The organism is Anaerolinea thermolimosa (genome assembly GCF_001050195.2).
In the GTDB taxonomy this organism is placed as follows: Bacteria; Chloroflexota; Anaerolineae; order Anaerolineales; family Anaerolineaceae; genus Anaerolinea; species Anaerolinea thermolimosa.
In genome coordinates this window covers 1,645,930-1,665,109 of record NZ_DF967965.1, presented here as the reverse complement: position 1 = coordinate 1,665,109, position 19,180 = coordinate 1,645,930, and the positions used below count along the sequence as shown (strand labels likewise).

Below are 19,180 nucleotides of genomic sequence, written 5' to 3'. Positions count from 1 at the left end.
CCCGAAAGCGCGCTTTGGAAATACCGATAAAGTTGATAAAACTGCGGGAGCGACGGGATTCGAACCCGCGGTCTCGGCCTTGACAGGGCCGCATGTTAACCGCTACACCACGCCCCCGAACGCGCCATAGTTTATCATGGTGCGGGTTGGTTGTCAAGAAGAAAACCCCAATCCCGTTTAATCACAGAAGCCGGTTATTTCTGGCCGGCTTCTGTGATCTGTTCCTTAGTTTTCTTCAAATATCCAGGGATCGTCCGAGCGCCCCCAGGAAATAATTTCTTCCGGACGGAACCAGAGATTAATTTCTGCAACCGCATTTTCCGGGGAATCGGAGGCATGCGTGAGATTGCGTCCGATAACGACGGCAAAATCGTGGCGAATGGTGCCCGGTGCTGCTTCGTGGGGGCGGGTAGCACCCATGGTCTGGCGGACAAGTGCAACCGCGTTGGGTCCTTCCCAGACCATTGCCATCACGGGAGCTGAAGTAATGTACCGGATCAGGCCGTCATAAAAGGGTTTTCCCTGATGAACTGCATAATGTTGCCCGGCCAGCTCTGAACTTACTTGAACAAAGCGGGCTGCCACCAACTTGAGACCTCGGCGTTCGAGCCGTGAAATAATTTCTCCAATGAGGCCGCGTTGTACCCCATCAGGTTTGACCAGCACGAGTGTGCGTTCCACAATAAAACCTCCAGGAAAGGGTTAGCGGAGCAATTCTTCTGCCCTGGTATAGGCGTCCAGTGCATCCTGGATTCGATTATTACGAATGCAGGCATCCCCAAGTGTTTGCCAGAGGATCACCTCATCGGGATATTCGGCCAGAGCTGTCCGCAGGTCGGCAATTATATCATCAAGGCGTGCGCCGGCATTGATCAACTGGGTATAAATCTCCACAGCCCGAGGAAGATCACCGCTGCGTAAAGCCAATTGGGCCTGAGCGTATGGGCCGGTACCAGGTTCAACATATTGCATTGGAGTTCCCGCGTCAGTGGATATGGAAGCAGACTGGGTTTCCGGAATCCATTCTGATGGGGTGATGGAAGGAGGGATCTCTTCCTTTGGTAGAGGTGGAGGCTCCTGAAGGGCTTTCAGCCATTCTGGCAACTCGGAAGCAGAATCATTGGTTTCAGGAGCCACTACCGCAGGGGGTTCCGGTGGATGAGTAGCCTGTTCTTCTTCGTGGAGGAGCCAGGCAGGCAGAGCTTCTTCGGGTAAAGATTCGGGCTGGAAGCTCTCATCAGGAACCCAGACCGGTTCTTGAATTTGTTGTTCTTCCTCGTAAGAACGAAGCCATTCTGGGAGTTCAATTTCTGAACTTTCGGAATAAAGGGATTCCTCTGTTTCTGGCTGAGATACTTCCTCCGTGGAAGGCATTGGTTCTTCACCGGTTACGAGTTCACCCTTCTCTGCTGCAGGTTCGGCTTCTTCAACATGCAGGGGTTCCAATTCAAGTTGGTTTTCTGATGCTTTCTGGGCTTCTAATACCCATTCGGGTGGAACCTCACTACGCTGTTCTGGATGGGTGATGAGCGTCTCGGCATCTGCTCCCTGTCTTGCCGCCAGCGATTCCAGCCATGCCAGGGCCGATTCGGCATCCGGGATTTCGGGAATAGCTTCCTCAACCTTGTCAGAAGACCGCTGAACAGAAGCAGGCTGGGTATCTTCGAGGGCTGGGCTGGTCTGAATATCAGTTTTTTCTTCGAGAGCCTCATCAAAAGGCGGGGTAAATGGTGCTTCAAAGGCTTCCTTAATCGTTTCATCGGGGGTTTGCTGCACCCATGAGGGGGGGATTTCAGTGCGTTCCTCCGGTTGAGAGATGGTGAGAGTTTCTTCGTCAGCTCCCTGACGTGCAGCCAGAGCTTCAAGCCAGGCTAACGCCTGTTCTGTATCTTCCGAACTCATTGGACGAACGGGTTCTCCGGAAATTTCCCCGGTAGATTCAGGAATATTCTCTGAAGAAGATAGCGTTTCGGATTCGGCCTCTGGTTGTTGGAGGATCCATTCTGGAGGGGTCTCTGTGCGGGTTTCAGGGGATGAAAGGGTGAGAGATTCTTGATCTGCACCCTGACGAGCTGCTAAAGCCTCGAGCCAGGCCAGGGCTGAATCCAGATCTTTTTCTTCCGGTATGGGAGAAACAGGGGACTCATTCAATATTTGCCCGGCTGTGGTTTCTGAAGCAGAGGGTGAGGGGATCTCTGGCGGGATGGACGGGCCTGTGGTTTCGTCTGCGGCGGTAAGTTCTCTAATCCAATCAGGCACAGACTCATCTTCAGCGGGAGATGATTCTATGGGGGTTGGAATTTCTGGCTGAGAAGGAGCAGATCTGTCTACCGGGGAGAGTGCTTCGGGAGATGTTGCGATGCTTTCTATATCTTCGGTTATAAGGTGTTCATTCTCTGAAAAGGCGGACGCGAGCGAGACTTCTTCCTCGAAAGGTAACTCGGAAGACGGCTCGGTAAAACTGGCTGGTTCTTGCCAGGGGAATACCTCGGCTTCCGGGCTAATCGGCTCTTTTTGTATGGGAGGTAGCGCTTCAGAGGAAGCAGTGCCCTCAAAGGAGGGGAGACTTTCGTTCACTTCTTGGGTGGGAGAACCGGGGGTTTCTTCAGCGGTTGGTAATATTTGAGAGAGCCAATCAAGGTCACCGGGGGTTGCCTCTTCTGAACTCGGGGCGATTTGTTCGGCAGACTCAGGAGCGAGTTCTTTCAACCAATCAGGGATTTCAGCCTGGAAAATTTCATCTTCCTCAGGATGCCTTTCTGGAGTGGCCTCTTCGATGGATTCAGGCGGGGTTTCAACCACATTCTCTTCCGTAATATTCCACCCGGCTTCCTTCAAAAAATCAGGAATGATCTCTTCTTCTGGTTTCTGAGTGAGGGAAGGTAAATTCACCTCCTCGACAGGAGGGGAAAGAGGTGTCTCGGGAGAGAGGGAATTAAGCCAGTCGGGTAGGTTTTCTTGCGGGGATTCATCCCAGGATACACCAATGGTTCTTGCCCAGCCGGGGCTTTCCTCTTCAGCCATAGAAGGCTGCCACTCGATCTTCTCAACCATGACGGTTTGCTCTGGTACCTGGGCGCTGGTAGGAGCATTGGGAGATATGAAGGCGGCATAGGGATCGAGGGAGAAAATTCGTTGTTGAAAGACACGAGCGTCATCGGCCCGGCTGGTTTCAGGCAGTACTTCCATGAGAATTTTATTAGCTTCGTAGCAATAGGGCAGCTTATCAATGACCGATGAGCATATCTCGGTTGCCTCGATTTTTTGCCCGGAGAGATAATACATCCGAGCGAGAAGAATTTGCAGATCAATACGGGTAGGGTCTTCCTGGAGGGCAGAGCGAATCTCGGCGATGGCTTGAGGGTAGAGATCACCGCGCGCATACATTCTAACCAGTGCGCCACGGGTCAAACGGATGCGTGGAGGTTCGATTCCATCGCGCCTTCCATACAAGCGACGAAGTTCATCCTGTACGGCGCGGTTAAAGGGTTGTACTTCATAGGCGCGCTCCATGTGCCAGATAGCAGCATCCAGGTTCCCTTCATCTTCCCGAATAATGCTCATACCCAGTTGAGAAACAAAATCATCCGGGAACACGGATAGGATGCGCAACAGAATGTCAGCGGCTTCAGCATACCGCTGGGACTCTAACAGCGCTTTCCCGAGAAGACGGTAAGTATCCATGTGTTTGGGAAACTGTTTCAGAATATTTTTACAATGAGCAATAGCCTCTTCGATCTGTCCACGATCGATGAGGTTTTCAATCTCACGGTTATATGCACGAAGTGATATTCTGGCCATGGCTTACGCCTCCCTCATCGTAAGTATGCAACAAACCAGCCATTTTCGCAAGTGATGAAGAATTAGATCAGTTGGTCTTCGATCATTGAGTAAAAAAAACCGCACAGGGAGCTGTGCGGTTTTTTTAATGGGAATCAGTCGCCTAAATAATCGCGGAGTTTTCGGCGAATGGAGGGATGTCGTAAGCGGCTGAGAGCCTGGGCTTCAATTTGCCTGACTCGCTCACGGGTGACGCCCATTTTTCGTCCCACTTCTTCCAGGGTATAAGCCTGCCCATCCAGGAGGCCATAACGTAACTGGAGGATACGCACTTCACGGGGAGGCAATGTGTTGAGGACTTCTTCCAGATGTTCGCGTAAGAGGTTATAGGTGGCCGTATCATCAGGAGGTGGAGCTTCATCATCCTCGATAAAATCACCGAGTACCGAGTCTTCTTCATCATCGGTGGGCGTTTCGAGAGAAAGAGGACGCCGTGCCACCTGGATCATGTTCTCCACTTTTCGAGGTGGAACATCTAAAGCCTCGGCCAGCTCTTCGACGCTCGGTTCGCGACCCAATCGCTGGGTAAGCTGATGCTGGACGCGAAGAAGCTTGTTTATCTGATCTCCCATGTGTACCGGGACACGAATGGTTCGCCCCTGATCGGCGATGGCACGGGTGACAGCCTGCCGAATCCACCAGGTGGCATAAGTGCTAAATTTATGGCCACGGCGATAATCGAATTTTTTTGTGGCACGAATCAACCCGATGTTTCCTTCCTGAATCAGATCAAGGAAAGGAACACCCCGTCCCATATATTTTTTGGCCACTGAAATGACCAGGCGAGAGTTTGCGGTAATCAGGTGTTCACGAGCCGCCCAACCATCTTCAATGAGCCGGCGAAGATCATGGCGCCGACGGGGAGAAACATTCCCGCGAGCAAGTTCTTCTCGTGCCATGCGTCCACGTTCGATACGCTGGGCCAGTTCTACTTCTTCCTCGGCGGTTAGAAGAGGAACACGCGATACCTCCTTGAGATAAAGGCCAATGGTATCATCGGTATCGATGTTTGCCAGGTCATCCATTGAAAGAGATTTGGCCTCGGCCTCGCCCTCTTCCTCCTGTACTTCGTCAATCTCTTCTTCAACAGGTTCTTCCAGGGTTTCGTCCTCAAGGTATGGAATCCCCGCGCTAATTAAAGCGGCAAAAGCTTCTTCCAGTTGCTCAACATCCTGCTCAGCTTCCGGGAAGAAGTGGAGTATGTCATCGATGGTCACATAGCTCTTCTGGCGACCCAGATCAACGAGCCTGGCTATCGCTGAATACTCTTCGTCTTCGTCAATAACATTAATCAAAGAATCATCCATGGATCCGTCTTCACACCTCTTGTTGAGATGAATATTTTGTCGTGTTTATGTGGCATTCTCTCGCGAATGCCATTAATTCAGAATACACTCTTTTTTCCTTAATTTCAATACCTGTAGAATCTTGTCTTTATTTCCCATACTTATCAGGCAATCTCGTGGCTTAGGGAGTTGGCGTAACCGATGGAGCAGGCGTGTCTGCGAGGGTTGGGGTTGGGGTCGGTTTTCGAGCTTCATCGAACTGGGTGAGTGTTGAGTCAATGGCATATTTACTCACGACCGATGGAGAATTTTGCCCGACTCTCACATAATACCCATTCCCAGTGGGTGTAAGCCCCCCGATAGCCAGCTGAATTTTGGTCCCATCCTGAAGTGTAAGCAGGATGGTTTTTTGAGGTTTCTCCAACTGAAGCGCATCCAGAGCGTAATCGGCAGGCAGGGTTGTCAGGACACGGGTGGCGAGTAGTTCGGATAACAATTGTTCAACTGTTCCGGAATCTACCGTATTTCCATCTTTCTGGTTGATCCACCCATTGTCAGCCTGCCGAACGAGTTTTTCAGGTGCAGAGTCTGCCTGAAGGAGCTCAATTTCTGAGACCTGAGAGGATGTGACCCCTTCGATCAATCGGGGTGTGGCGGTAGGAGTGGGAGTTTGGGCTGAAATGGCAGCCAGAGGAGAAGAGGGGGATTTCATAAGAAACATCCCAACCGCCGCAACGAGTAAGAATACAATAAATACGATCCAGGTTGAACGTCGGATCATATCCTTATCCTCTCCGTTTCCGTTGTATCCAAACAACTACTCCAGAGACGATGACAAGCCCTGGCAGAAGGAACACCGAAATCAGGAGAATAAGCCCAAGCGTGGTCTGACTACGCACGATTAAAATGCGTTGTGTGGTAGATTTGGGCGTTAGATTGATCAAGTTTTCCTGTTTGGCAGCCCAATCAATGCTGTTGATGAGGAAGTCTGAGTTGCCGTATTGAAGGAAATTGTTATCGTTGGCAAAATCAGAATCCCCGATGATCACCAGGCGAGCTTTGGTGGATGAGTTTTCTGCTGCAATAGCCAGAGTTACAGGCCCGGGGATATCGGTTTTTTCATCAAAACCCACCTTATTTTCTTTAAGGGAGGCAATATCTTTTTCTGCCCAGGAATTTTTAGCGGTTTGTGCTAAAACAGTAACCTGTACATCCTGTGGAGCGGTCTGTACCTCCAGGCTGCGAGCACTCGGCAAGACAATTGCCTGATTGTACATTTTCTGGGTGATGGAATGGTTCCCATAGGAAGCAGAAATAGCCACAGAAGGAGGGTTGTAATTCAGGTCAATGACCATGTCGTTGCTCATCTGAATTCCCCAGGCCTGCTTGAGATATGCAGCCAAGGGATCAGTGGCATCCAGAGCCTGCGTAACCACAGGAGGTTCAGAGAGGAAAATCAATGATCCTCCCTTATCGAGATAGGCTTTAATGAGGTCTACCTCTTCCTGAGAAATGGGTTTCTCGGGACCGGCGATGACAATGGCCTTTGCATCTTCGGGGATGTTGCGCGTAGCCAGCAGGTTTAGCGTATTAACGGTGTAATTTTTATTTGAAAGCGTGGATTTTACCTGTCGATATGATCGGTCGGAGGTGTCCTCGGGGCTGTACTCTCCGTGGCCGACCAGGAAGTAAATCGCGCGTTCTCCGGGATTGGCCAATTTAATCAACGCGGAAGTAATTTCTTCCTCGCTGGCATAGGTCACCTGTTCGCTCCGACCTGACTGGTAAAGTACAATAGTACCATCCCGGGTAACATTGGCCGACTGGGCTCTGACGGGGTCCTGTTCGGGATCGATGAATTCATAGGTGAATTTACCACCGCTATTGTACTGGTAGGAGTCCAGCAGGTCGCGGGCAGTATCTGAGGGGAATCGGCTGGAATAAAAAGCCTCAGCTTTGACAGGGTCCTTATCTTTCAAAGACGCCAGGGTCTCCAGAGTTTCTTTCGAGAGAGTATGCTGTTTGTCTTCGGTGAGATCCCAGCGAACAGGGTTTTTGTATATCAAATAGTTAATTACAACCAGAATACCTAAAAAAGCCACTGTCAATACCAGAGCATTGCTCCCATAACGGGCTTGCCGACCGGTGAGTGCCTCTCGAAGGCGACGCGGCGCCATGAGGGCATAGGCAGCAACCCCAACCACAACCAATCCCAGGCTGATTTGCAGAGGAAGCGTGAGGCTGCGCTGAACGATATACAGGCCCGCACTTACCAGCAAAGCCAGGAGTGAAACATAAAGCCCGATGGGGGCAAATCTTTCAAGTTGGCTGCGATTCATCGCCACCTCCGGGTTTCAACAGAAATCGAACCGAGCAAAAGTGCCAGCGATGTTACACTCAAATAATAGACCACATCCTTTAATTCCAGAATTCCCCGGTAAAAGGTCGGGTAAAAGTGTTCACTGAGGTCAATATACCTGAGGACCTCGCCTCCCATACTCCCCATGATTTGGGCCGGATACCCGATCATCCACAGAGCCAGGAGAATTCCCAGTGTGGCAAAAAACGCGGCAATCTGATTACTAAACAAAGAAGATACTGACACGCCAATGGCAAGAAAAGAGGCTACCATCAAAAAGAGACCAAGATAGCCAGAAACAAGAGATCCCTGATCAATTCCGGGATCGACAATTTGATTAAGGATGATTGGATAAACCCACGTAATCAGGAGTACCAGAGCGACAAAGGCAAGAGTTCCAAGCCATTTCCCAATGACCACTTCCCAGTCCCGTACCGGAGCGGTCAGGAGAATTTCAAGCGTGCCTGATTTTTGTTCATCGGCCAGGGTGCGCATGGTAATCGCCGGGGTTGTAAAAAGCAGGATAGTGGCAAGTGGCCCAATGACTACCTGAATGGAAGGAGCAATTTGCTGATAGGCCGCACCCAGAACATTGGCATAGAAAAGGATTCCCATGATCAGGAAAATGGCAAGAGAAACGGCATAGGCTACCGGGCTGATAAATAACGATTTAAATTCTTTACGGGCAATGGAAAAAATGTTCCTCATCGGTTCAGTTCTCCTCCATCGAATACCCGACTTCTGGCATCGCCGCAGATGGTTCGGTTTCATCGCGGGTGAGTTGCAAGAAAATCTCTTCCAGGCTCATGTTAATGGGTTGTAATTGCAGGAGGTCAAAGCCCGCTTCAATGATCTTTCGGGCGACCAGGGGACGAATGTCTTGTCCGGGGAGGGACTCGTATTCCAGTGTTCCGTCCTCTTTTTCTACGACCTGGAGAATGCCTGGAAGTTGTTTAATCAACGGAACCACATCCTGGGATTCCCCACGCACTGTAAGCAAGACACGCTGAGAGCCGGTAAGACGTGCCTGGAGCTGTTCAGGAGTATCCTCAGCGACGATATGGCCTTTATTGATAATCATGACCCGGTCACAAATTTGTTGTGCCTCGGGAAGAATATGCGTGGAAAGAATAACCGTTTTATTCTGTCCGATTTCTTTGATCAGCTTTCGGATATTAACCACCTGAGCCGGGTCAAGGCCAATGGTTGGTTCATCAAGGATCAGGACTTCGGGTTGATGAATCAAAGCCTGAGCTAACCCAACGCGCTGCCGCATTCCCTTAGAAAGGTTGCTGATGTACCCGTTTGCACGATCAGCCATTCCAACCTGTTCCAGAGTCTCAGTAACGCGTTTTTCGATGTTTTTAAGGTGCCTCAGGCTGGCCATGTACTCCAGATATTCCCTCACGGTCATGTCCGGGTACAGGGGAACGGTTTCCGGGAGATACCCCACAATTCGACGTACCTCGAGAGAGTGATCGATCACATCGTATCCACCGATTTCAACCGTGCCTGAGGTTGGGGGCATGAAACCGGTGAGGATGCGCATGGTGGTGGTCTTCCCGGCGCCATTCGGGCCGAGGAAACCCAGAATTTCACCTTTGCGGGCATTGAAGGTAAGGTCATGAATGGCGCGCCTGGAGCCGTAATCTTTTGTTAATCCTGTGACGCGAATCATTGCATTCTCCGAGTTGCAGACTTAAGAGATTCAGGCAATTGAAGAGCGGAAACTGAGTTCCGCTCGATGCATACCATACCATTAGGGCGGGGAATCCCCGCTAAATTTGCGACCCTTTTCCAAGCCGCATCATTTTATACAACAAACGTGATACTAAAGTCAATAGGCTAACGAACTTCTAATCAAATGCTAATCTTCCATGTTCAATTCGCAGACATTGGATTATAATGGCCGAGATTTTTTTGTTCCCAGAGCGTAACCTGCACAAAACAACCCAGCAACATTTTTATATTTCTCAGGAGGTACTATGGATATCTTAGGAATGGCCCGGCACGGCCTGAATGCTTTTGAGCAAATCGCTGTGCTGGGCGTCGTCGTAACCGCCTTTATCAGCCTTCTTTATGCATGGTTATTGCGAGGGAACGTGCTGAAGAAGGATAAAGGCACACCGAAGATGCAGGAAGTTTGGGAGACGATCCGGATTGGTGCAGATAGCTACCTGAACCGACAATTAAAAACAATCCTTCCAGCGATTCTTCTTCTCACGGTTGCTCTCTTCTTGAGCGTATATGTTGTTCCTCCAAGCCGGGAAGCTTTGCATGAGTTTCCGCAAAATACCCAGATCATTGTAGCGATTGGTCGCACCATTGCGTTTATCATGGGTGCGAGTTTCTCGCTTCTGGTGGGCCAACTAGGAATGCGCATGGCCATTCAAGCCAGTGTGCGATCAGCTTCGGCAGCCCGACGCAGCTTTAATGAAGCCCTTTCCATCGCTTACTATGCTGGAACAATCACTGGCATGCTCACCGATGGACTTGGCCTTTTCGGGGGAACCGTTATTTTCATCGTGTTTGGTACGGCTGCTCCAGATGCTCTGCTGGGGTTTGGTTTTGGTGGAACCCTGCTGGCTCTCTTCATGCGTGTAGGTGGGGGTATTTACACGAAGGCTGCCGATGTCGGCGCTGACCTGGTGGGTAAAGTAGAAAAAGATATCCCCGAAGATGACCCGCGCAATGCGGCAGTAGTGGCCGACCTTGTGGGTGATAACGTGGGCGATTGCGCCGGAATGGCCGCTGATATCTTTGAGAGTTATGAGGTGACCATCGTTTCGGCATTGATCCTGGGGCTGGCGCTGGTAGCACAGACCGGGGAGCTGAAGTGGATCGTTTATCCCCTTGTTATTCGGGCGATTGGTGTGATCAGCTCTATCCTTGGTACTTTCACCGTGCCTATCTGGGAGAGCTTCCCACTTAAATTCCTCCGTGCTCATGATGCCGAAGAAGCCATGTTCCGCTCATACGAAGTATCGAGCGTCAACACGGTGTTGTGGGCGTTTGTGCTGGCGATTGCCTACGGACACGACTGGCGCCTTGGCCTGCTTACCACCATTGGGGTAGGTCTTGCAGTGGCTTTCAATCCTCTGACTTCCTATTTCACTGCCACCCGGAAGAGCCCGGTTCAGGAAATTATCAAATCGACTAAATTTGGGCCTGCGACGACCATTCTTTCTGGTCTTTCGGTCGGAATGGAATCTTCCGTCTGGGCATTGATGGTGATCGTGATTGCCTTCGTGCTAGGTATGATTGTGTACGGCTCAGAAGGCTCGTTGTATGTGTTGTATGCGATCGCCATGATTGGCATCGGGATGCTCAGCCACACCGGGAACAATGTGGCGATGGACTCTTATGGTCCCATCTCGGACAACGCCAATGGAATTGGTGAGATGGCCTGGCATGACCTGGATGATGACACTACCAAGCGCGCCCGGCAGATTATGGCTGACCTGGATGCGGTGGGTAATACCACGAAGGCTATCACTAAAGGCATCGCCATTGCGTCGGCAGTCATTGCGGCGGTTTCGTTGTTTGCCTCGTTTATTACTGATATCGGTCGGGTGCAAGAAAATCTTGGCCTGCCGGTTATCGATTCGATCCGTGTCTCAGAAACGGCTGTCTTTGTTGGCTTCCTGATTGGCGGGGCTCTGCCCTGGTTGTTCAGCTCGCTGGCCATTAAGGCGGTTTCTCGCGCAGCAGGGCAGATCGTGGAAGAGGTGCGCAACCAGTTCCGCATCCCTGGGATTATGGAAGGTACCGTGAAGCCCGATTATGCCCGTGTGGTGGGGATTTCAACGGCTTCTTCTCAAAAAGAGCTGATCCCTCTGGCAACCATCTCGGTTTTGCTGCCACTGGTGGTTGGTCTGGTTTTGAAGGTTGAGGCTCTGGGTGGTTTCCTGGCGGGCGTGATCCTTAGTGGTCAGATGCTGGCAGTCTTCATGGCGAACGCCGGTGGCGCGTGGGACAACGCCAAGAAGGGCATTGAGGACGAACCCCGTAACCTTGAGGCCAATACCGGAAAAGGCTCTGAACGGCACAAAGCTGGTGTGGTAGGCGACACCGTGGGTGATCCATTGAAAGACACCGCCGGCCCGGCGCTCAACCCGATGATCAAAGTGGTCAACCTGGTAAGCCTGCTGGCTGCTCCGTTGATGGTTTCGGCCAGTGGAATCGTTCCGTGGATTATTGCGGTGGTTCTCCTGGTGGCTATCATCTGGGCCATTGGACGCAGCAAGCAACCGGCTAAATTGTTTGTCCAGGAAGAAGCTAAGAGCGAATCAGCGGCAGATTGACAGTTAATCTAGTTTTGTTATGACACCACGGGGTAGGAAACTACCCCGTGGTCATTTATTCAGGATAATTGATCCAGGAGAGCCTGAAAATCTACAGGATAGGGGGCGGTGAATTCAACGCTCTGACCGGTTTCCGGGTGGAGGAAATGAATCTGAAAAGCATGTAAAGCAGGGCGGGAAAAAATGGGGAGGGATGAAAAATCAGGTACAGGCCCGGTAAAGGTACGAGGGATACGATAAAGAGGATCACCGAGAAGAGGGAATCCGGAGGAGGAAAGATGTGCGCGGATCTGGTGCGTATAGCCAGTAAAGGGCATGGCTGCAACCAGACATGTACAAGCCAGGCGCCGAAGCACACGAATCACCGTCAGAGCGGGTTTCCCTTGCACGGGATCTACAACCGTGCGGTGATTTCGGTCTCCGTTTACACGTAAGGGAAAGTTGATTTGCCATTCATCCTCGCAAGGAGAGCCTGCACAAATAGCATGGTATACCTTATGCACTTCGCGGGATGCAAACTGACGGTTGAGATCCCGATGCGCTTCGGGAGTGCGAGCGATGACCATCACTCCACTGGTATCTTTGTCGAGACGGTGGACGATCCAGCAACGTCCCCACTGAGGTTCAAGGAATGAACGGATGGTGGGTAACTCTCGATGATAGCCGTCAGGCACGGTTAGAAGACCGGCGGGTTTATTAACCACCAGGATACTCTCATCTGAATAGAGAACGAGGCGGCGAGGGTCTTCCTGATTTTGAAAATCTACCGGGAAATCTTCTTTCCCTTCGGCCATTTCCTACCCTCCAAAAAACGATCCCGCATCTTGCGGGATCGTTTTTTGATTTTACCATGCATAAGCCCAGGGTGCTTCTCCACCGGGGCCGGGGAAGAGCTGATCAAGCTTTTTCATGACTTCGTCATCCAGCTTGATTTCTAATGCGCGAAGGCTGCCGTTGAGTTGTTCCAGAGTGCGAGGGCCAATAATGGGAGCAGTAACGGCCGGGTTTTTAAGCAGCCAGGCCAGGGCTACATCGGCAGGTTTCTCCCCCATTTCCTTACAGAGATTCTCATAGGCCTCAAGTTGCGGGCGGAGTTCGTTGACGCGCTTTTCGATATTCTCGGATGCGCGACGTCCTTCTCTGGCTTTCTCCAGAACCCCTCCCAGGAGACCCCCGGCCAATGGACTCCAGGGAATGATCCCCACACCATAATGCCGACATGCGGGGATCACTTCCAGTTCGATGGTACGAGCGGTCAGGTTGTACAGGCTTTGTTCAGAAACGAGGCCAAGGAAATTTCGAGATCGGGCGGTCTCCATTGCGGCTGTGATATGCCAACCACCGAAGTTCGAACTGCCCACGTAAATGACTTTTCCCTGTTGAACGAGGACTTCCATAGCCTGCCAGATTTCATCCCATGGGGTTTCGGGGTCAACATGGTGCATCTGGTAAAGATCGATGTGGTCCGTTTTCAGGCGGCGAAGGCTATCTTCACAGGCCTGCCGAATGTGGAGGGCTGAAAGTTTTTGCTGATTGGGCCATTCGCCCATACGCCCGAATACCTTGGTGGCGATGACCGTTTTCTCTCGGCGGCCACCTCCCTGAGCAAACCATTTTCCAATAATTTGCTCGGTTACGCCTTCACCAAGTTTCCAGCCGTAGACGTTTGCAGTATCGAAGAAGTTGATCCCGAGCTCAAGGGCTCGGTCCATAATAGCGAAACTGTCCGCTTCGCTGGTAAGAGGGCCAAAATTCATTGTGCCAAGGCAAAGGCGGCTGACGAGTAAGCCGGTTCTACCGAGATGGGTATATTCCATAGTTCACCTCCTGATGCTGAACCAAAAGAACATTGAAAATATTCGATGTAAAATGAGTATAACAAAAATATTCATAAGAAAAAAAGATGATCGGGTGATATGGAGGGTGATTATGCACGTCTTGATGGTCCATATTCGGGTTAAACCTGAAGCCATTGAGCCTTTTAAAGAAGCCATTGTGGAAAATGCTCGGAACAGCATTCAGGAGGAAGGGGTGATCCGTTTCGATGTCTTTCAGCAGACCGATGATCCGACCCGATTTAGCCTGGTGGAGGTGTATCGGACCCCGGAGGATCATGCAAGACATCGGGAGACCGCGCATTACCAGAAATGGCGCGATTCTGTGGCTGAAATGATGGCTGAACCCAGAGTTGGCCTCCAATATAGAAATGTATTTCCTGCTGACGACCACTGGAACCTGAAATAGAGTAAAAAAGCGGGAGGTTCTTTTGCTGCCTCCCGCTTTTGCCATGATTCGCTGAGTTTATTGCACAAAGAAAGCCACAGCAAGGACCCCCGGGCCGGAATGCACAAGGATGGCCGGGGTGAGGTCATAAATGGGGATTTGCTCCATCGGAATATTCAACTGCGAGGATAAATCCTGAGCGAGCGCCTGTGCCTGTTCCAGAGCGTCTCCGTGCATAACACACAGGAAGCTCTCTGGCCCTGCAGGACATTCGGAGACAACAATTTCTTTGAGCCGAGCTAGAGCGCGTTTATGAGTACGTTGACTTTCCAGGGAAGCCACATGCCCTTCTTTTAACGTCAGAATAGGCTTCATCTGAAGAAGGCTTCCGACGAGGTGAGAAGCTGCCCCAATGCGGCCACCTTTGTAGAGATAATCCAGCGTGTCGACGAGAAAGTAAACTCGATGCCGTTTTGCCATGGCTTTCGCCCGATCAACAATTGTAGCGGCATCCATCCCAGCCTGGGCCCAGCGATTGGCTTCGAGAACGAGAGCACCAAGCCCTCCGGCAATCAACTCGGTATCGACAACATGGATATCAAGGCCCGGGAAATCCTGAGCAGCTACTGATGCTCCGCGTAAAGTACCACTCACCTGAGCAGAAGGTGCCAGAACCACGCCTGAATTGCCCTGTTCCTGAATTTCTCTGTAAATTGGGGTATAAAATGCCGGACTGGGAGCAGCCGTTTTGGGCAAAACCGGGCTGGTGCGCTGGCGTTTGAGAAATTCCAGGGCATTCATTTCCGTGTCGTCGCGGTATGTTTCCTCGCCGATCACAATGATCTGGGGTACATAATATATGCCTGCTTGTTTTACCAATTCCAGAGGCAGGCAAGATGTGGTGTCGGCTATAATTTTGACCATGAATGAGTTCCTTTCGTGCAATGAATGATCAATCAGAATAGAGAGCACGGCTTCAAGCTACCAAAGATGAAGATAACGTTCGGGCAGGTTGAAGCATCATAAAGTGATGAAAGTATTATACAACAGGCGATGACTCGTTCGGAAAGCGAAAAGTATGCAAGAGAAACTCGGAAGTCTGGATTCATCGGGTAAAATGGGTGTTGAAATCTCAAAGAGGTTGAAGCCATGATCATCAGAAACAACCAACAATTATCTCTGGGAAGTGAGCCGATAGCCTTTGTCATTTTTGGGGTAACTGGCGATTTAACCCATCGAAAGCTTTTACCGGCGCTTTATGAGTTGCATCGAGAAGGAAGACTGACTGTACCAGTGCATGTGATTGGTTTTGCAAGGCGAGAATGGGATGATGATGTTTTACGTGATTCCCTGAAGAAAGCAATTCATGAATTTGCGCGAACCCGTCCTGTGGATGCAACGGTTGTAGAGGATCTATTGAGCCGGGCGCATTATGTCCGTTCCTCTTTTGACGATGACAGCGGGTACGAGCGTCTTCAACAGATGCTTTCAGAGCTCGGATTATGCAATGTAGTCTTCTATCTGGCCACTCCACCCGACGCTTATATTGACATCATCAAACGTTTGGGACAGCACCAAATGGTGGACTGCTCTGGCTCCTGGACAAGGCTGGTGGTTGAAAAACCTTACGGCAGGGACCTCGAATCGGCGGAAGAACTGGAAAGAGTCATTCACCAATCTTTCCGTGAAGATCAGGTATATCGTATTGACCATTACCTTGGAAAAGAAACCGTACAAAACATTTTAGTGTTCCGGTTTGCCAATGGTATTTTTGAGCCTATCTGGAATCGTAATTTTATCGATAATGTGCAGATTACCGTTGCTGAAACCGTAGGGGTTGGTACCCGGGCCGGGTATTATGATACGGCCGGGGTCATACGAGATATGTTCCAAAACCACATGTTGCAACTGGTGGGTCTGACCGCGATGGAAGCCCCGGTGCAATTCAAAGCAGATAATGTGCGAGATGAGAAAGTTAAAGTCCTTGAGGCCCTTCAACCATTGGAAGGCAAGGCTGCTCTGGAAAACACCTGCCGTGGTCAGTATGTCGCCGGGTTGGTGGATGGGGTGAGGGTTCCGGGATACAAAGATGAAAAAGGGGTACCTCCCAATTCCACCACTGAAACGTATCTTGCTGCAAAGCTCCTGATTGATAACTGGCGCTGGGCGGGAGTCCCTTTTTACCTCCGTTGTGGGAAACGTCTGGGTGCCAGGGTAACGGAAATCGCGATTCAGTTTAAGCAACCTCCTTTACGATTGTTCGACTGGCAGGATATGGGAGAAGCCGCCCCCAATGCCCTGGTCTTGAATATTCAACCCAATGAAGGCATTACTCTGACCTTTGGGGCGAAGAATCCGCAACCACGCACTCAGATTGCTCCGGTGAAGATGCAATTCAGTTATCAGGAGGCTTTCGGGTCGGAGCCGCCGGAGGCGTATGAGCGGTTGCTCCTTGATTGTCTTATGGGTGACGCGACTCTGTTCACCCGGAGTGATGAGGTTTTAGCCGCATGGCGATTCACCTCGGGCATTCTTAAAGCATGGGAGGCTTACCCGGTGAAGAATTTACCCATTTATGAGGCGGGAACCTGGGGGCCGGCCTGTGCGGATGACTTCATTCATCGCGATGGTTGGTCGTGGCGTGTTATTCAAGGATCATGAGCGTGAACGAGAGCATCTTTAAAACCAAATTTGTTTTCTGGAAGTTTTTCATTCTTTTATCAGTTGTTATCCTTAGTGGTTATTCTGGGTGGAGGCATACTGTAAGCGCCTCGGAGGCTGATCAGGGACAACCTCCTGCGCCAACGGTTACCAGTACCGCAAGTGGGCCAATGGCAGTGGTTGTACCGGGTCCAGAACCGCAGATTAATATCCGGTCTGGGCCGGGCACCACATACGACAAGGTGGGAGTTCTATTGGTTGGGCAAAAAGCTCCTGCCAAGGGGCGGTCTTCCGGTGGTTTATGGGTGATGATTGAATACCCCGGCGTACCCGGCGGAGTCGCCTGGGTCTGGTCTGCCTATGTGAGGATTGAACCTAATGTTGAGCTGCCGATCATTGAGCCTCCTCCAACGCCGACACCCCTGGTAACCAATACCATTGATCCGACACTCGCTGCCAAGTTTATTGTGACTCTGGCGCCTACACGCCTCCCGACGTACACTTCGCCGCCGCCGTTAAGCATTCCCACCTTTGAAGCGGAATCGGGAGCAACGGTCGGAAACGTGCCGATGGGATTTATCATTGCCGGGTTGGCTGCACTGGGGCTGTTGTTCGGTTTAATCTCGCTAGCTCAGTCAAGGTTTTAAGGCTCAAACCAAAGACCGAAGGCTCTCTTCTTCTCAGCTTGTGATAAATTCCTGAAATTTTTTCATACAATCTGCCGAAACCCGGTGCCCTACCGGGCTTTCACAGAACCTTACTTGAGCACCGGCTCTTTTTACCCAGGTCAGACCACGAATGGCCTGTTCAGAAGGAACGGTCTCGTCTCTGGACCCGTGTGCGATGAAGAAAGATAAACCTGACAGGTCAGGCGGGGGTTGTTGAGAGTCGGGTTCCGGGAAATAACCAGAAAGAATTGCGATTTTTTCCAGGCGGTCCGAAAAGTAAAATCCCAAAGCATAACCCATCGCACCACCCTGGCTAAATCCTGCGATATTCCACCGGTGAGAGGGTGAAAGCCCCATCTCGTTCAGGAGGGAATCAATACGTGAAACCAGATTCTGGCAGACGGACTTGAACCGATGCATCGGTGGCCAGACCTCATCCAGGGGCTCAACCCAACCAAACCCTGATGGTCGTGCGGGGAGGGGTGCACGAGGGTAGAGGATGAGACTATCCTGGGGAAGCACCCGGCTAAAGATCTCCATAGAAGTTTCATCTCCCGTCCAACCGTGGAGCATGATCACGGTTCGAACCGGGTTTTCCGGTAAACGCAGTCGGAACACCCAACCGCGCTGTAAAAGAGTAAGGGTGTCATTCCCGGTTCGCACGCTTGACAATCCAATCTAAAAAGCTGAGAACAAGAAAAATCAAAAGGACCGGAAAAAGTCCCGCTCCAAGGCACAGGAGGCCGGCGAGGGCCGCCGAAGGGCCATAAATCCAATAAACCAACCCATCACCAACAATGAACAGAAGTAAAATTCCACCGATCAACAATCGGATGGTAGTCTGACGGGCATAATCTCGAAGGTCACGCTTCATTCAGGTTCTCTTCTACGTGACGATTCGTGCTCGGGATCATTCCTGAATAAAACAGCAGGCTCTTCCATAGGGGCAATTTGACGAAAGAAACGGCGGATTTTTCCGGCCAGGGAAGCGGCGTTTACTATCTCAGTGAATTTTTCGCTGGCAGCTTGTCGGCCAAGATCGGCCAGAATGTCGGGGTCAACCTGCTCGAACAGGCCAAAACGAATGACATCCGGTCGGATATTGACATCGGGGCGGTCGATCAATAGGCGTAATTCTGCAACCATGCGAGAGTTAATATCCATCGAACGGGTGAAAATTTTCACTGCCTGACCAATCCGCAGTCGTGAGAAGCCCTGAAGAAGGCGATGGGGTATGGGAAGAGGTGCGGTATCAATCAGGTCGGCTTCGGGTAATTGCCCCCATTCCTCGGGAGGGGGTTGTAAAGTAACAGCGATGACTGGAAGACCTGGCGCTAACAGGCGGGCTAGCTTCACCGGCACTGGATCGAGGATACCGCCATCGACCAGGAGAAAGTCATTCCATGGCCGGGGTGGTAGCATTCCGGGAAAGGCACTGCTGGCTAGGATAGCCTCGATGACTTTTCCGGAGGTCAGGTAAACTTCTTTCGCAGTGTTGAGATCGACCGCGGTACAGGCAAAGGGAATCTTTAGCTGAGAAAAATCACAATCTCCGAGGACATCAGATAACACATCGATCAGGCCAGCATGACCAAAAATTGCCGGGCCATCTTCAGGGCGGCGGCGGTATAAATCGTTTAGATTGAAGTGATGGATTAACGCGATTAACTCAGAGGGCTTTTTCCCGGCAGCGTAAAGGGCTCCCATCAGACTACCGATACTTGTCCCGGCAACTGCTTTAATGCATACTCCCTGGCTTTCGAGAAAATCGATCACTCCAAGATGGGCAATGCCACGCACTCCGCCCCCACCCAATGCCAGACTGACTTCGATGGTCAT

At 51.0% G+C, this 19,180-nt stretch carries 17 protein-coding genes and 1 tRNA gene; 4 read left to right on the top strand and 14 right to left on the bottom strand.

What is annotated here, in order from left to right:
- Positions 1–44: 44 nt before the first annotated feature.
- The 8 genes from ATHL_RS07550 to ATHL_RS07515 form a co-directional block, all read right to left on the bottom strand.
- A tRNA-Asp gene (locus tag ATHL_RS07550) sits at positions 45–117 on the bottom strand.
- A gap of 108 nt (positions 118–225) precedes the next feature.
- The gene (gene ndk / locus ATHL_RS07545; RefSeq protein ID WP_062191699.1) at positions 226–681 is read right to left on the bottom strand and encodes a nucleoside-diphosphate kinase; all 456 of its coding nucleotides are present in this window, start codon (positions 679–681) and stop codon (positions 226–228) included.
- A gap of 21 nt (positions 682–702) precedes the next feature.
- Positions 703–3,801 carry a tetratricopeptide repeat protein gene (locus ATHL_RS07540; RefSeq protein WP_062191696.1) on the bottom strand — a complete coding sequence of 1,033 codons (3,099 nt, stop codon included), beginning with the start codon at positions 3,799–3,801 and terminating at the stop codon, positions 703–705.
- Positions 3,802–3,935: 134 nt separating this feature from the next.
- The gene (locus ATHL_RS07535) at positions 3,936–5,147 is read right to left on the bottom strand and encodes a sigma-70 family RNA polymerase sigma factor (protein ID WP_062191693.1); all 1,212 of its coding nucleotides are present in this window, start codon (positions 5,145–5,147) and stop codon (positions 3,936–3,938) included.
- Positions 5,148–5,307: 160 nt separating this feature from the next.
- Positions 5,308–5,907, bottom strand: coding sequence for a DUF4340 domain-containing protein (locus tag ATHL_RS07530; RefSeq protein ID WP_062191692.1), 600 nt, complete (start codon positions 5,905–5,907; stop codon positions 5,308–5,310).
- Between the two features lie 4 nt (positions 5,908–5,911).
- Positions 5,912–7,465 carry a GldG family protein gene (locus ATHL_RS07525; protein WP_062191689.1) on the bottom strand — a complete coding sequence of 518 codons (1,554 nt, stop codon included), beginning with the start codon at positions 7,463–7,465 and terminating at the stop codon, positions 5,912–5,914.
- Positions 7,462–8,193 carry an ABC transporter permease subunit gene (locus ATHL_RS07520; protein WP_062191685.1) on the bottom strand — a complete coding sequence of 244 codons (732 nt, stop codon included), beginning with the start codon at positions 8,191–8,193 and terminating at the stop codon, positions 7,462–7,464. Before ATHL_RS07520 ends, ATHL_RS07525 begins: the two co-directional genes overlap by 4 nt.
- 4 nt (positions 8,194–8,197) lie before the next feature.
- Positions 8,198–9,163: an ABC transporter ATP-binding protein gene (locus ATHL_RS07515; protein ID WP_062191682.1), complete on the bottom strand. Its 966-nt coding sequence runs from the start codon at positions 9,161–9,163 to the stop codon at positions 8,198–8,200.
- 307 nt (positions 9,164–9,470) lie between these two features.
- Here ATHL_RS07515 and ATHL_RS07510 point away from each other — a divergent pair, with 307 nt between their 5' ends.
- Complete coding sequence (locus ATHL_RS07510) at positions 9,471–11,789, top strand: sodium-translocating pyrophosphatase (RefSeq protein WP_084001258.1); 2,319 nt, start codon at positions 9,471–9,473, stop codon at positions 11,787–11,789.
- Between the two features lie 59 nt (positions 11,790–11,848).
- On the opposite strand, the gene ATHL_RS07505 is transcribed toward ATHL_RS07510, so the two are convergent.
- Positions 11,849–12,583 (bottom strand): RluA family pseudouridine synthase, encoded by a 735-nt coding sequence (locus ATHL_RS07505; protein WP_084001257.1) that lies wholly within the window; start codon positions 12,581–12,583, stop codon positions 11,849–11,851.
- 51 nt (positions 12,584–12,634) lie between these two features.
- Entirely contained in the window at positions 12,635–13,606 is a 972-nt protein-coding gene (locus tag ATHL_RS07500; protein WP_062191681.1) for an aldo/keto reductase, read from the bottom strand.
- Between the two features lie 112 nt (positions 13,607–13,718).
- Here ATHL_RS07500 and ATHL_RS07495 point away from each other — a divergent pair, with 112 nt between their 5' ends.
- A complete protein-coding gene (locus ATHL_RS07495) occupies positions 13,719–14,033 on the top strand; it encodes a putative quinol monooxygenase (RefSeq protein WP_062191678.1) in 315 nt (104 codons plus the stop codon).
- 57 nt (positions 14,034–14,090) lie between these two features.
- Here the strand turns inward: ATHL_RS07495 and ATHL_RS07490 are convergent, their stop codons facing one another.
- On the bottom strand, positions 14,091–14,936 hold the full coding sequence (locus tag ATHL_RS07490) for a DegV family protein (protein ID WP_062191676.1): 846 nt from the start codon (positions 14,934–14,936) through the stop codon (positions 14,091–14,093).
- Positions 14,937–15,161: 225 nt separating this feature from the next.
- Here ATHL_RS07490 and zwf point away from each other — a divergent pair, with 225 nt between their 5' ends.
- Positions 15,162–16,673, top strand: coding sequence for a glucose-6-phosphate dehydrogenase (gene zwf, locus ATHL_RS07485; protein WP_062191673.1), 1,512 nt, complete (start codon positions 15,162–15,164; stop codon positions 16,671–16,673).
- Positions 16,674–16,843: 170 nt separating this feature from the next.
- Positions 16,844–17,320: an SH3 domain-containing protein gene (locus ATHL_RS07480; protein WP_162787638.1), complete on the top strand. Its 477-nt coding sequence runs from the start codon at positions 16,844–16,846 to the stop codon at positions 17,318–17,320.
- Between the two features lie 33 nt (positions 17,321–17,353).
- Here ATHL_RS07480 and ATHL_RS07475 read toward each other — a convergent pair whose 3' ends face one another.
- The 3 genes from ATHL_RS07475 to ATHL_RS07465 are packed head-to-tail and all read right to left on the bottom strand — an operon-like array spanning position 17,354 to position 19,180.
- Positions 17,354–18,004 carry an alpha/beta hydrolase gene (locus tag ATHL_RS07475; protein ID WP_062191668.1) on the bottom strand — a complete coding sequence of 217 codons (651 nt, stop codon included), beginning with the start codon at positions 18,002–18,004 and terminating at the stop codon, positions 17,354–17,356.
- Positions 17,988–18,215 carry a hypothetical protein gene (locus tag ATHL_RS07470; RefSeq protein ID WP_062191666.1) on the bottom strand — a complete coding sequence of 76 codons (228 nt, stop codon included), beginning with the start codon at positions 18,213–18,215 and terminating at the stop codon, positions 17,988–17,990. Before ATHL_RS07470 ends, ATHL_RS07475 begins: the two co-directional genes overlap by 17 nt.
- Positions 18,212–19,180 (bottom strand): patatin-like phospholipase family protein, encoded by a 969-nt coding sequence (locus ATHL_RS07465; RefSeq protein ID WP_062191664.1) that lies wholly within the window; start codon positions 19,178–19,180, stop codon positions 18,212–18,214. Before ATHL_RS07465 ends, ATHL_RS07470 begins: the two co-directional genes overlap by 4 nt.